Origin of the sequence: Pseudomonas subflava, assembly GCF_023823685.1 — a bacterium.
GTDB classification, from domain to species: Bacteria; Pseudomonadota; Gammaproteobacteria; order Pseudomonadales; family Pseudomonadaceae; genus Aquipseudomonas; species Aquipseudomonas subflava.
In genome coordinates, this window is sequence record NZ_JAMXBF010000001.1 from 226,518 (window position 1) to 239,587 (window position 13,070).

The following is a 13,070-nucleotide window of genomic DNA, read 5'->3' on the forward strand; positions in this document are numbered from 1 at the left end:
AAAGCGGACATTTCATGCCAACTCGAGTCATCGGCCTGTTGCTCTATCCCGGTTGCATGCCGGCCGGCCTGTTCGCCTTCGCCGATCTGCTGGCGGCCGCCAATCGGCAGGCCGGCACGCGCCACTTCGAGCTGCGCTGGGTCGGCCTCGACCCGCAGGCGGTCGAGTGTGCCCAGGGGCTGCGCCTGCAGCCCGAGATCACGCTGGCCGAGGCGCGCTGCGACGCCATGCTCATCCCCGGACTGTGGGCGGACAGCGAGGCGCGGATGGCCCAGGCGCTGGAGCAGAACCGCTCGCTGCTGCACGCCTTGGCCCGCCTGAACCGCAAGACGCGGCTTTGGAGCTACTGCACCGGCGTCTGCCTGCTGGCGGGCAGCGGCCGGCTGGACGGCGAAGAGGCGACGGCCACCTGGTGGCTGGCGGACAGCCTGCGGGCGCGCTTTCCCAAGGTCGGCTGGCAATTCCAGCGCACCCAGCTGTTCGGCCCGCGGGTCGCCACGGCCTCGGGCGTCAGCGGCCATCTGCCGATTGCCCGGGCGCTGATCGAGGAACAACTGGGCGCCGAGGCCTATCGCGAGCTGGCGCGGGTGATGGTGCTGCCGCGGCCCGAGCCGGCCGCGCCGGTCTTCCGCACGTTGGGCGTGGCGGAGCAGAGCGATCCGCTGCTGCGCCGGCTGCAGCTGCTGGTGGAACGCCAGCCTGCGCGTCTGCTGGTGGCCGAGCCGCTGGCGCAGGAACTGGCGGTGAGTGCCCGTACCCTGGCGCGCAAGGTCAAGGCGCTGACCGGCCACGCGCTGGCCGACCATGTGCGGCTCATCAAGCTCAATCAGGCCGGCGAGCGGCTGATCCTGACCTCGGAATCGGTCGCGCAGATCAGCGAGGCGCTGGGCTTCGGCGATGAGTCCAGCTTTCGTCGCACCTTCAAGCGGGTCACCGGGATGACGCCGCTGGCCTACCGGCAGAGCTTCAGGCTCTAGCCGGCAGGTTCAGGCCAGCTCGGCGCTGGCGTAGAAGGCGGCCAGCACCTTGACCAGGTGCGCCAGGTCGTGGCTGCCGGCCAGCTCGCGGATGGAGTGCATGGCGAAGGTCGGCAGGCCGATGTCCACGGTGCGCACGCCCAGCTGGCTGGCGGTGATGGGGCCGATGGTGGAGCCGCAGCCCATGTCGCTGCGCACCACGAAGCTCTGCACCGGCACTTCCTCGGCCAGGCACAGGTGGCGGAAGAAACCGGCGGTCTCGCTGTTGGTGGCGTAACGCTGGTTGCTGTTGACCTTGATCACCGGGCCAGCGTTGAGCTTCGGGCCGTGGTTGCCGTCGTGGCGTTCCGCGTAGTTGGGGTGCACGCCGTGGGCGTTGTCGGCCGACACCAGCAGCGACTTCTGGATGACCCGCACGAAGCCGTCGCCCTCCGGCAGCACGCGGCGCAGCACCTGCTCGAGGAACGGGCCGTCGGCGCCGCAGGCGGAGCAGGAGCCGATCTCCTCGTGATCGGTGCACACCAGCACGCAAGTCTCGTCGCCCTCGGCCTCGATCAGCGCCTGCAGGCCGGCGTAGCAGGACAGCAGGTTGTCCAGGCGCGCGCCGGCGATAAAGTCCTGGTTGAGGCCGATTACCGCGGCGCCCTGGGTGTCGTAGAAGCTCAGTTCGTAATCCAGCACCGCGTCGGCGCTGATGCCGTGCTCCTCGGCCAGGCGATCGGCGAGCAGGGCGCGGAAATCGGCGCGCTCGTCGCCGCTGAGCTGGGCGAGGATCGGCGGCAGCTCGTTCTGTGCGTTGATCGCCCAGCCCTGGTTGGCCTCGCGGTTGAGGTGGATGGCCAGGTTGGGTACTACGGCGATCGGCTGCTGGAAGTCGATCAGCTGGCTCTGCACCTTGCCGCCCTCGCGGAAGGTCACGCGGCCGGCAAGCGACAGGTCGCGGTCGAACCAGGGCGCGAGCAGGGCGCCGCCGTAGACCTCGACGCCGAGCTGGAAGAAGCCCTGACGCTGCAGCTCCGGTTGCGGCTTGACGCGCAGGCAGGGGCTGTCGGTGTGGGCGCCGACCAGGCGCATACCGCCGTCCAGCGGCGCGCGATTACCCAGGCGGAAGGCGATGATCGAGGAGTCGTTGCGGGTGACGTAGTAGCGTCCGCCGGCCTCGGTGTGCCATGGCTCGCGCTCGTCCAGCGGACGGAAGCCGGCAGCCTGCAGGCGCTGGGCCAGGCTGCGGGTGGCATGGAAGGGGGTGGGCGAGGCCTTGAGAAAATCGATCAGGCCCTGGTTCAGCTCTGCGCGCATAACGGACTCCGGACAGCGATGGCCCGAGTTTATCGGATTCGACTGGCGGATTGGCAGGCGGCTGCCAAGGATGCGCGACAGATCTTCAGCCCGTAGGGTGGATCGCGCTCCATCGATCCACCGAGCGGCGTTGTGGTGGGTGAAGAAAGCGTCATCTACCCTACGAGCTCTCTCAGGTGGCAGAGGTCAGTTGTAGCCCGGATGCAATCCGGGAGAGCGGAGCTGCCTGCTTCCCGGGTTGCATCCGGGCTACGGGAGAAGAGCGGAAGATGTCAGAACGGCGCCGGGCACTCGAAGCGCAGGCGCTCGCCGGAGCGCGGGTGGGTCAGGCCGAGCATGCTGGCGTGCAGGCACAGGCGTTCATGCGCGGCCAGGGCCTCTGCGTGGGCGTAGAGGCGGTCGCCGAGCAGCGGATGACCGATGGACAGCATGTGCACGCGCAGCTGGTGCGAGCGGCCGGTGATGGGCGTGAGCTCCACCCGGCAGTAGTGGCCGCAGCGCTCGACCACGCGCCAGAAGGTCAGCGCGTGCTTGCCCTGTTCATGGTCGACCACATGGCGTGGCTTGGTCGGCGGGTCGTAGCGCAGGGGCAGGTCGATGCTGTCGCTGTTCAGCTCCGGCTGGCCCCAGCACAGGGCGGTGTAGGCCTTCTCGGTCTCGCGGTCGTGGAACTGCCGCGACAGCTCGCGGTGGCTGTCCGGGTCGCGGGCCAGGACGATGATGCCGCTGGTCTCCCAGTCCAGGCGATGGACGATCAGCGCCTCGGGGTAGCCGTTCTCCTGCAGGCGGGTCACCAGACAGTCGCGGTTGTCCTCCGCGCGGCCGGGCACCGAGAGCAGCAGGGTGGGCTTGTTGATCACCAGCAGGGCGTCGTCCTGGTGGAGTATCTCGATGTTCGACAGCGGCATGGGCGTTCCACAAATGGCAACGGCGGCCTGGGGCCGCCGTTTTCTTCACCTCGACCCTCTCCCGTTGGAAGAGGGCGGATCTCAGCGATCCGGCAGGGTGATGTTCAGTTCCAGAATCGAGCAGCTGCCCTGGTTTTCCAGCGCGACCTGAACCTGATCCTGTTCGATGTTGACGTACTTGCGGATCACCTCGACCAGCTCCTTCTGCAGGGCCGGCAGGTAGTCCGGCTGGCTGCGCTGGCCGCGCTCGTGGGCGACGATGATCGACAGGCGTTCCTTGGCGATCGACGCCGGGGTTTCCTTCTTGCGCTCGCGGAAGAAATCGAAAATGTTCATTCACGTCCCCCGAACAGGCGTTGCAGCAGGCCTTTCTTCTGCACGTCGAGGAAGCGGTGCGGCATCTCCTTGCCCAGCAGGCGGTCGACGGCGTCGCTGTACGCCTGGCCGGCGTCGCTCTGGTCATCGAGGATCACCGGTACGCCCTGGTTGGAGGCCTTGAGCACCGCCTGGGACTCGGGGATCACACCCAGCAGGTTGATGGCGAGGATCTCCTCGACGTCTTCCACGCCGAGCATCTCGCCCTTGGTGACGCGCTCGGGGTTGTAGCGGGTCAGCAGCAGGCGCTCGCGGATCGGCTCCAGGCCCTGTTCGGCGCGGCGCGACTTGCTGGCCAGCAGGCCGAGCATGCGGTCGGAGTCGCGTACCGAGGAGACTTCCGGATTGGTCACGACGATGGCTTCGTCGGCGAAGTACATGGCCATGTGCGCGCCGGTCTCGATGCCGGCGGGGGAGTCGCAGATCACGTATTCGAAGTTCTGCGACAGCTCGTCGATGACCTTGCCCACGCCTTCCTTGGTCAGCGCGTCCTTGTCACGGGTCTGGCTGGCGGCCAGCACGTAGAGGTTCTCGAGGCGCTTGTCCTTGATCAGGGCCTGGGTCAGGGTCGCTTCGCCGTTGATGACGTTGACGAAGTCGTACACCACGCGGCGCTCGCAACCCATGATCAGGTCCAGGTTACGCAGACCGACGTCGAAGTCGACGATCACGGTCTTGTGGCCGCGCAGGGCGAGGCCGGTGCCGATGGCGGCGCTGGTGGTGGTTTTGCCCACGCCGCCCTTGCCGGAAGTGACTACGAGGATCTTGGCCAAGGTGATTTACCCCAAATATATGAAAATTCGGGAAATCCGGCGCCGGTAAACTGGCTTCCGAATGCCCCTTTTTGGTCCCTGAAATTGGGCCGCAGTATCCGTTAAAGGCGGGTGATGTTCAACACGTCCCCCGACAGGCCGACCTGTACGGATTGGCCCCATAGCGGGTCGCGGCGCAGCTCTTCCGCGGTCTTGTATTGGCCGGCCACGGAGAGCATCTCGGCGCCCATCTGCTGGCAGAAAATGCGGGCCTTGGCATCGCCCTTGACGCCGGCCAGGGCCCGCCCGCGCAGCGGACCGTACACATGGATGTTGCCGTCGGCGAGAAGTTCCGCACCGGCACTGACCGGCGCCATCACCACCAGGTCGCCGCCCTGGGCATAGATTTGCTGGCCGCCGCGCACCGGGCTGGTGATGATCTTGGTCGGCCTGTATTGCGGTTCGGCCGGTTTCTCTTCCTTCTTGCGCGCCTCCACCGGCTCGACCAGTTTCTCCCGCGCGCCGGACGGCGGCAGCACGGGGATGTCGAGGGCATCGGCGGCGGCGATGTCGTCGTCGCGGTTGGCGCGAATGGCGAGGGTGCGCAGGCCGTGCTGGCGGCAGAGCTCCATCAGCTTGGCCAGGTCGAGCTCGCCTTCGCCTTCCGGCAGCTTGTCCAGCGCCAGCACCAGCGGGGTGTTCTGGAAGAAATTGGGCGCCTGCGCCACTTTGTCGGCCAGTTGCCGGTCCAGGCGCTCCAGGTCGTTGTGCGCCAGCTCCAGCACGGTGATGGCGAGCATGCTGCCCTTGAGCTGGAACACGGGGTCTTGGTCGAGGAGATCGGCTTGGCTCATGGTCTGCCCACTGCATTGAATGGGCACGACTTATAACGAGAAGGTCGCAGCGCCGCAAGCCGAGCGGACTTCTGTAAAATGCCCGGCTTTGCCGCCTGCCCGGAATCTCCATGGACCGCCCGCAATTTCGCGCTTACTTCCTTCATCCGCGCTTCTGGCCCCTGTGGCTGGGCCTGGCACTGCTGTGGCTGGTGGTGCAGTTGCCGTATCGCGTCCTGCTCTCGCTGGGCCGTGGCCTGGGCGCGGTGATGTACCGCGTGGCCGGCTCGCGCCGGGCCATCGCCGGGCGCAATCTGGAGCTGTGCTTCCCGCAGCTGTCGGTCGCGGAGCGGCAGAAGCTGCTGAAGGAAAACTTCGCCTCCACCGGCATCGCCTTCTTCGAGATGGCCATGAGCTGGTGGTGGCCGCGGGAGCGTCTAGCCAGGCTGGCGCACATCGAGGGCCTGGAGCATCTGCGCCGGGTCCAGGCCGAAGGGCAGGGCGCGATCCTCATGGCGCTGCACTTCACCACCCTGGAAATCGGTGCCGCGCTGCTCGGCCAGCGTCAGACCATCGACGGCATGTACCGCGAGCACAAGAACGCGCTGTTCGACTATATCCAGCGCCGCGGCCGCGAGCGCCACAACCCGGACGCCACCGCCATCGAGCGCGAGGACATCCGCGCCATGCTCAAGGTGCTGCGGGCCGGCCGCGCCATCTGGTACGCGCCGGACCAGGACTACGGCCCCAAGCAGAGCATCTTCGTGCCGCTGTTCGGCATCAGCGCCGCCACCGTCACCGCCACTACGAAGTTCGCCCGCCTGTGCAAGGCACGCGTGGTGCCGTTCACCCAGGAGCGCCTGGCCGACGGCTCCGGCTATCGCCTGGTGATCCATCCGCCGCTGGAAAACTTCCCCGGCGAGAGCGAGGAGGCCGATTGCCTGCGCATCAATCGCTGGATCGAGCAGTCCGTGAGCCGGCATCCCGAGCAGTACCTGTGGGCACACCGGCGCTTCAAAACCCGCCCCGAGGGCGAGCCGCACCTGTATCGCAAGGCCTGAGCCCGGCGCACGCGCCGGCACTTTTTCAACCCTCTGCACGGCCCCTATACTCGCTGAAAAAAAGCGGAAGGCGCCCATGACCGATGCAGTAGCAGTTGCCAGGCCCGTCACCGGGCTGATCCTCTCCGGCGGCGGCGCGCGGGCGGCCTATCAGGTGGGGGTGCTGGCGGCGATCGCCGATCTGCTCGGCGAGTCCTGCCGCAATCCATTCCCCGTCATCGTCGGCACCTCGGCCGGCGCCATCAACGCCGTTGGCCTGGCCTGCGGTGCGCTGCACTTCGCCGGGGCGGTGCGCCGGCTGACCGAGGTCTGGCAGGCCTTCCATTGCGGCGACGTGTATCGCAGCGACTGGCCCGGCGTGTTGCGCCAGGCCGGCCGCTTTTTCGGCCACAGCCTGCTGGGCATGGGCAAGGACCTGCCGGTGGCACTGCTCGACAGCTCGCCGCTGGGCCGCCTGCTGGCCCGCGAACTGGACTTCTCGGGCATCGCCGCGGCGGTGCGCATGCGTCAGTTGCGCGCGGTGGCGGTCACCGCGTTCGGCTACGAGAGCGGCCAGGCGGTCACCTTCTACCAGGGCCGCGCGACCATCGACCCCTGGTTCCGCCACCGCCGCGTCGGCGTGCCGACCCGCCTGAATCTCGAACATCTGCTGGCCAGCGCGGCCATCCCGCTGATCTTCCCGCCGGTCAAGGTCAACCGCGAGTACTTCGGCGACGGCGCGGTGCGTCAGTCGGCGCCGATCAGCCCGGCGCTGCACCTGGGCGCCAGCCGCGTGTTGGTGGTGGGGGTGAGCGGCAACCCGTTGAGCGGCGGCGCCACCCCGCCGGTGGTGCGCCCACGCAGCGGCCTGCCGCCGACCCTGGCGCAGATCAGCGGGCACATGCTCAACAGCACCTTCATCGACAGCCTGGAGGGCGACATCGAACTGCTCGAGCGGCTCAATCACATGAGCCGTCTGGTACCGTCGGGGCTGCATCCGCGTGGCCTGGGCCTGAAACCGGTGGATGTGCTGGTGATCTCGCCGAGCCAGCCACTGGACCAGATCGCTGCGCGCCATCGCCACGAAATGCCGCGGTCCATGCGCTTCTTCCTGCGCGGGCCGGGCGCCACCCGCGCCAGCGGCGCCGGCGTGCTCAGCTACCTGCTGTTCGAGCCCGGCTACTGCAACGAGCTGATCGAGCTGGGCTACCAGGACGCCATGGCGCAGAAGGGCGCCCTGTGCCGCTTCCTCGGCCACGCCGAAGAGGCGAGCGAAGAGGCGCCGGTGCTTTCCGCGCGCTGAGGCTTAGGCGGTCAGACGATCGTCACGCAGGTCGCGCAGCGCCTGCTCGATTTCCTCGCGACTGTTCATTACGAAGGGCCCGTACTGCACGATCGGCTCGTTGAGCGGCGTGCCGGCGATGAGCAATACCCGTGCGCCGCCGACGCTGCCCATCTCGATGGCACCGGCCTCCGACAGCCGCGCCAGGCGGCTCTGGCCGACGGTATGGCCGTTGACCGCCAGCTCGCCCTCGTAGACATAGAGCATCACCCGCTGGCCGTCGGCCAGGCGCGGCGCGACACGGCTGCCGGCCGGCAGGTGCAGGTCGAACAGCTGTGGCGTGGTGTGCGGACGCTGCACGGCGCCGTCCTGCTGCACCAGGCCATCGTCGAAGCGGCCGGCGATCACCGTCGCCGCGACACCTTCGGCGGTGGTCAGGCGCGGAATCTCCGCCGGCGCGTAGTCGCGGTAGCCGGCCTCGCCGAGCTTGTCCTTGGCCGGCAGATTGAGCCACAGCTGGAAGCCGCGCATCACGCCTTCCTCCTGCTCCGGCATCTCGCTGTGGATGATGCCGCGGGCGGCGGTCATCCACTGCACGCCGCCGCTTTCCAGCAGGCCGACGTTGCCCAGGTGATCCTCGTGGCGCATGCGCCCCTCGATCATGTAGGTGATGGTCTCGAAGCCGCGGTGCGGGTGTGGCGGGAAGCCGGCGATGTAGTCGTCCGGGTTATCCGAGCCGAATTCGTCGAGCATCAGGAAGGGATCGAAACGCTCGATGCCGGCGCCGCCGAACACGCGGGTCAGGCGCACGCCGGCGCCGTCCGAGGCGCTCTGGCCGATATGCTGGGAGAGAACTTGGCGGAACTGGGTCATGGGGCACCTCCGTATGGGAATGTGCCCATGCTATTCCTGTTTATTGAATTGATGGTTGCGAGTTTTGCGGCTTATCTATCGATCATATAGATCATTCTGCGATCTGCAGCTTGCGCGCCTCATGGTAGACGTAGCGCACCTTCTCGTACTCGAACGGGCTGTTCAGCTGGCCATAGCGGAAGTTGGTGGTGTGGCGCGTATCCACCACGCGCAGGGCGAAGATCTCCGGATGGTCGCGGCTGACCTCGGGCACGTTGAGGTAATTGATCTGGCTGTCGGCGACGAAGTCGACGACCCGTCCGCCGGTGTCGCGCAGGTTGGACGGGCCGAGCAGCGGCAGCACCACGTAGGGGCCGTCCGGCACGCCGTAGAAGCCCAGGGTCTGGCCGAAGTCTTCATTCTGCTTGGGCAGGCCCATGCGCGTGGCCGGGTCCCACAGGCCGGCGATGCCGATGGTGGTGTTGACCAGCAGGCGCCCGGTGGTCTGCAGCGAGCGCTTGCCCTTGAATTGCAGCAGGCTGTTGAGCAGGTTGGGGATGTCGCCCAGGTTGCTGAAGAAATTGCTCACGCCACTGCGCACGAAGCCCGGGGTGACGTAGCGGTAGCCGCGTACCACCGGCAGCAGGACCCACTCGTCGGCCCGGTAGTTGAAGTGATACACGCGTCGGTTCCACGACTCCCACGGGTCGTAGACATTCAGCGCGCCGAGGGTCGAACGCTCGAATTCGCGCTGGTCCAGGTAGGGGTTGAACTGCAGCTGTTCCATCGGATTGGTGAAGCCGTCGTCCTCGACGGCGGGGGCGGCCTGGGCGAGGCCGGCGGCGAGCAGCAGGGTGAGCGGGATCAGGTACTTAGCCACGGAAGAACTCCAGCATGGCGTCGCCGTTGACGCTGTAGTTGAGGTTGCCGCAATGCCCGCCACGCGGGTAAACGGTCAGCCGCTCGCCGAAGGTGCGGCGCAGGAAGCCGAGGTCGCCCGGGCCGAGAATCAGATCATCGGCGTTGTGCATCACCGCCACCTTCGGGCTCTTCTTCAGGTAGTCCTCCAGGGCGTACAGGCTGACTTGGTCGACCAGCTGCGGCAGGCTGCCGCCGTTGAACTTGTCGCGCCAGAACGGCATCAGCTGGTCGACGATGTAGCAGTCGAAGTCGCACTGCAGCGCGCGCTTGAAGAAGGGGGTGAGGCTGGTGCTCTCGCTGATCGGGTAGTTCGGCGGCACGATCAGGCCGCGGCGGTTGATCAGGTCGGCGGTGAAGGCCATGTCCGAGACGGAGAAGCGGAACGAGCTGCCGATCAGCATGGCCAGTTGCTCGTCACTGAGCTTCTGTCCGGACTGCTGGAAGTCGTAGAGCAAGGCCTCGTTCAGATCGACGTAGCCCTGTTCCTCGAAGTAGCGGGTCAGCTTGTTCAGCACCAGCTCGAAATAGGTGGTGCGGTTGTCGATGCCCTTGACCCGCGTCTGCACCAGACGGTCGAGGTTGCTTACCGAGGTGTAGAGGTTGACCGGTGGGTTGAGCAGCAGCACGCGCTTGAAGTTGAAGCTGCGCAGGCGGTCGTCCAGCTCGGCGACGAAAGCCGCATTGAGCGCGCCGAGGCTGTAGCCGGTGAGGTGGAAATCGCTGACATCCAGCTCCGGGTGCTGGGCGCGCACGGCGATCATCACCCGGTACAGGTCCTCGGCGTCCGGCCCGGAGAGCCCCGGCGTGGCGGTGCGCGAGGCGGCGCTCATGAAGTCGTAGCTGGTCGGCGAGGACAGTTGCACCACGTGATAGCCGGCGCCGTAGAACAGACGCTTGAGGTCCTCGGTCTTGCCGCTGGCGTAGCTGGCGCCGGTGCCGGAGATGATGAAGATCAGCGGCGCGCGGCCACTCTGCTCGGCCAGCCGGTAGCGCAGCTTCTTCACCGGCCAGAAGTTGTCCGGCAGCTCGAATTCGCGTTCGGGGCGGAGTTTGAGGTCGTAGTCGGCCTGGTCGATGTCATCGTCGCTGGGCACCTTGGAGCGCAGCTCGGGTGGCGTGGTGGCGATAGTCGCTTCGAAGGGGTTCGCCAGCGGATAACCGTAGCTGGCGACATCGATGTCGGCCGCCAGCGCGGGCGCGCCGAACAGCAGGCCGCAGAGCAGGGCGGCACAAGGGGCGAGACGGGACATGGCCGGATTCCTTGGCAGAGACCGAGAAAGTGAATACCCGGCTTATGACAAGCGCAAGTGCCGTCTCGTTTCACTTGCATCGAGAGGGCGTCCGGCGACTGTGATTCGGTCTTGCGCTCTGGCGCGGGCGCATTAAGCTGGGCGCCTTTTCGGATCGCCGGAGCGCCACCCCATGTCCCGTCACTTGCCCGTTGTACTGCTGTTGCTGGTATTGTCGCTCTGGCTGGCGGCCAGCTATGGCGTGCGTTTCGCGCTGATGGAGGACAGCCAGTGGGTGGGCGTCTGCGTGGAGCAGGCCGCACGCTGGGAATGCCAGGCCCGCGCCGGGCTGGGCTATCTGATCCATTTCCGGGTGATTTCCTGGACCGCGCTGGTGCTGGCCGTGCTGGCCTTCGTTGTGCCGGGCAAGGCCGGTCGGGTACTGGCCGGCCTGGCGCTGTTCTTCGGTATCCCGGCCCTGGTGCTGTACAGCGCCAGCCTGGCGGTATTCGCCCTGGTGCTGGCCGGGCTGCGCCTGGTGCGGGCCGAGCGCGCCGCCTGATCCTCTTCTAGCGCCGGGGTGCCGGGCAGGGCTCGGACGCTCCCGGTAACAGGCGCAGTTGCATCGGCGTGGCGAACGACAGCAGGGCGGTGATCCGTCCCGGCGCCGTCACGCACCATTCCCAGTAGTAGTCCAGGCGGCCGTGCAGGAACAGCACCTCGGCCTGCCATTCGTGGCGACTGTCGAAGCGGGCGATGCCGTCGGCATCGGTCGTTCGGGTTTCACGCGACTGCTCGAAGGGTGTCGGGTGGGCGTGGGCGATCAGCGTCACCGTGGCGCCGGCCAGCGGCCGGCCCTGTGCGTCCAGCACCCTTAATTCGGCCTCGGGCTGCACGGTGCGATAGGCGGGGTAGGGCGCGCAGCCGACCAGACCCAGGCCGAGCGCGGCGAGTGTGAGTAGTCTCACGCCGGGCATCCTTGCCCGATCGCTCAGCCGCGCGAACGGCGCAGGCTGCGCCAGAGGGCGGCGACCAGCAGCGCGCTGGTCAGCGCCCAGCCGATGGCCTGCAGGTTGTGCAGGCCTTCCTGGTACAGCTGCGGGGCGATGCCGGCGCTGATGATGATGGTCAGCAGCGCGATCTCGCGGCGCGGACCGCGTACCGGGCGGCAGAGGTAGACCACGGCTGGCAGCAGCAGGGCGAGGCTGGGGAAGCTGCGGTAGCGCGAGTCGAACACCAGGCCGAGCATCAGCACCGCGCCGGCGAAGCCGGCCGCGGCCAGCCACCAGCCGCCGCGGGCTTCCAGCCAGGCGAAGGCGCGCTCGCTCCAGCCACTGCGTGCCGACAGGACCAGCACGGCATGCGCCAGCACCAGCAGGTTGAGACCGAGCAGCGCCGCCGCCCACAGCCACTCGCTCCAGTAGCGGCTGGTGATCAGCGCCAGCTCGCTCCAGCCCAGGGCGCAGGCGGCACCGAAGGCGGTGGTGAGCGGCAGCAGCAGGGCGGCGCGGGTAGAGGCCGGGCGGCCGGCGAGAATCAGCGCAGCGAGCAGCAGCAGGCCGCTGGCGCCCAGCCACAGTGGCCAGTGCGGCAGGTTGGAGACCGGGCCGGCGAGGATGCCCTTGTCCTGGCGGTCGGCATCGAACAGGCCCCAGTAGCCGCCGACCGCGCCTTCGCTGTCGCGCTTCCACGGCTGGTCGAAGGCCTCGATCAGGTTGTAGCGCCAGCCGTTCTCCTCGGCCATCCGGACGAAACCGCGAATGAACAGCGCTTCGTTGACCCGGCTCGGCAGCGCCGTCTCGCGCTGGCGGCCCTCGCTGGGCCAGCCGGTTTCGCCGATCAGGATGTCCTTGGGCGCGTAGGCGTTGCCGAAGGTGCGGCGCACATTGGCGACCTGGTTAAGTGCGGCGTCGATGCCGGTGGGATCGTCTTCCCAATAGGGCAGCAGGTGGATGGTAATGAAGTCCACCGCCGGCGCTACCTCGGGGTATTGCAGCCAGAATTCCCAGACGTCGGCGTAGGTCACCGGCTGCTCGACCTCGGCCTGGACCCGCTCGATCAGCTTGACCAGCTGGCCGCCGGTGACTTCCTTGCGCAGCAGTGCCTCGTTGCCGACGATCACCGCCTCGATCACGTCCGGGTTGGCCTTGGCGTTGGCGATCAGCGCCTCGATCTCGAGCTCGGTGTCCACCGGGTTGCTGCTCACCCAGGCGCCGGCGAGCAGCTTCAGGCCGTGCTTGCGGGCCAGTTCCGGCAGTGCCTCGAGGCCGATCTGCGAATAGGTGCGCACGCATTCGAAGCGCTTGGCCAGCTGGGCGAAGTCGATCTCCACCTGCTCGCGGCGGATCTGCAGCGGCTGGTCGAAAGGCGACTGGTCCTTGCCGAAAGGCGTGTAGGAGGCGCACTGCAGCTTGTGCGTGGCGCTGGCGACGTCGCCCAATTCCACGGGGCGGCCGATTCCGTACCAGACGGCGCCGAGCGCCGAGCAGGCGAGCAGGAGGGCGAACAGGTAGGGCAGGAGATAGGCGCGCGGGCTAGAGGTCATGTCGGCTGCGATGGCGAAGGGGCAAGGCCGCGCATCTTAGCGGAAGCCAAGCGCCGA

General features: G+C 67.6%; 14 protein-coding genes. 4 read left to right on the forward strand and 10 right to left on the reverse strand.

What is annotated here, in order from left to right:
- Positions 1-14 precede the first annotated feature (14 nt).
- Positions 15-977 carry a GlxA family transcriptional regulator gene (locus NF616_RS01150; protein WP_252271186.1) on the forward strand — a complete coding sequence of 321 codons (963 nt, stop codon included), beginning with the start codon at positions 15-17 and terminating at the stop codon, positions 975-977.
- 9 nt (positions 978-986) lie between these two features.
- Here the strand turns inward: NF616_RS01150 and NF616_RS01155 are convergent, their stop codons facing one another.
- The 5 genes from NF616_RS01155 to minC all read right to left on the reverse strand — a co-directional run bounded on the left by NF616_RS01155 (position 987) and on the right by minC (position 5,165).
- Complete coding sequence (locus tag NF616_RS01155) at positions 987-2,276, reverse strand: M18 family aminopeptidase (RefSeq protein ID WP_252271190.1); 1,290 nt, start codon at positions 2,274-2,276, stop codon at positions 987-989.
- Between the two features lie 272 nt (positions 2,277-2,548).
- On the reverse strand, positions 2,549-3,184 hold the full coding sequence (locus NF616_RS01160; protein ID WP_252271191.1) for an RluA family pseudouridine synthase: 636 nt from the start codon (positions 3,182-3,184) through the stop codon (positions 2,549-2,551).
- An 81-nt stretch (positions 3,185-3,265) separates the two neighbouring features.
- Positions 3,266-3,520, reverse strand: a complete 255-nt coding sequence (minE, locus tag NF616_RS01165; protein ID WP_021701941.1) for a cell division topological specificity factor MinE — start codon at positions 3,518-3,520, stop codon at positions 3,266-3,268.
- Positions 3,517-4,332 carry a septum site-determining protein MinD gene (gene minD, locus NF616_RS01170; protein WP_252271192.1) on the reverse strand — a complete coding sequence of 272 codons (816 nt, stop codon included), beginning with the start codon at positions 4,330-4,332 and terminating at the stop codon, positions 3,517-3,519. The genes minE and minD overlap by 4 nt, the downstream gene beginning before the upstream one ends.
- A 101-nt stretch (positions 4,333-4,433) precedes the next feature.
- Positions 4,434-5,165: a septum site-determining protein MinC gene (gene minC / locus NF616_RS01175; RefSeq protein WP_252271193.1), complete on the reverse strand. Its 732-nt coding sequence runs from the start codon at positions 5,163-5,165 to the stop codon at positions 4,434-4,436.
- Positions 5,166-5,275: 110 nt separating this feature from the next.
- Between minC and NF616_RS01180 the strand changes: the two genes are divergently transcribed.
- Complete coding sequence (locus NF616_RS01180) at positions 5,276-6,205, forward strand: lipid A biosynthesis lauroyl acyltransferase (protein WP_252271194.1); 930 nt, start codon at positions 5,276-5,278, stop codon at positions 6,203-6,205.
- Between the two features lie 76 nt (positions 6,206-6,281).
- Positions 6,282-7,487 (forward strand): patatin-like phospholipase family protein, encoded by a 1,206-nt coding sequence (locus NF616_RS01185; protein WP_252271195.1) that lies wholly within the window; start codon positions 6,282-6,284, stop codon positions 7,485-7,487.
- Between the two features lie 3 nt (positions 7,488-7,490).
- On the opposite strand, the gene NF616_RS01190 is transcribed toward NF616_RS01185, so the two are convergent.
- The 3 genes from NF616_RS01190 to NF616_RS01200 form a co-directional block, all read right to left on the reverse strand.
- Complete coding sequence (locus tag NF616_RS01190; protein WP_252271196.1) at positions 7,491-8,339, reverse strand: pirin family protein; 849 nt, start codon at positions 8,337-8,339, stop codon at positions 7,491-7,493.
- Positions 8,340-8,430: 91 nt separating this feature from the next.
- Positions 8,431-9,186, reverse strand: coding sequence for an MlaA family lipoprotein (locus tag NF616_RS01195; protein WP_434091847.1), 756 nt, complete (start codon positions 9,184-9,186; stop codon positions 8,431-8,433).
- A gap of 4 nt (positions 9,187-9,190) precedes the next feature.
- Entirely contained in the window at positions 9,191-10,489 is a 1,299-nt protein-coding gene (locus NF616_RS01200) for an alpha/beta fold hydrolase family protein (protein ID WP_252271198.1), read from the reverse strand.
- Positions 10,490-10,661: 172 nt separating this feature from the next.
- Between NF616_RS01200 and NF616_RS01205 the strand changes: the two genes are divergently transcribed.
- Positions 10,662-11,030 (forward strand): hypothetical protein, encoded by a 369-nt coding sequence (locus NF616_RS01205; protein ID WP_252271199.1) that lies wholly within the window; start codon positions 10,662-10,664, stop codon positions 11,028-11,030.
- Positions 11,031-11,037: 7 nt separating this feature from the next.
- Here the strand turns inward: NF616_RS01205 and NF616_RS01210 are convergent, their stop codons facing one another.
- Positions 11,038-11,436, reverse strand: coding sequence for a carboxypeptidase-like regulatory domain-containing protein (locus NF616_RS01210; protein ID WP_252271200.1), 399 nt, complete (start codon positions 11,434-11,436; stop codon positions 11,038-11,040).
- Between the two features lie 23 nt (positions 11,437-11,459).
- Positions 11,460-13,013, reverse strand: a complete 1,554-nt coding sequence (locus NF616_RS01215; protein ID WP_252271201.1) for a glycoside hydrolase family 17 protein — start codon at positions 13,011-13,013, stop codon at positions 11,460-11,462.
- Between the last annotated feature and the right edge of the window lie 57 nt (positions 13,014-13,070).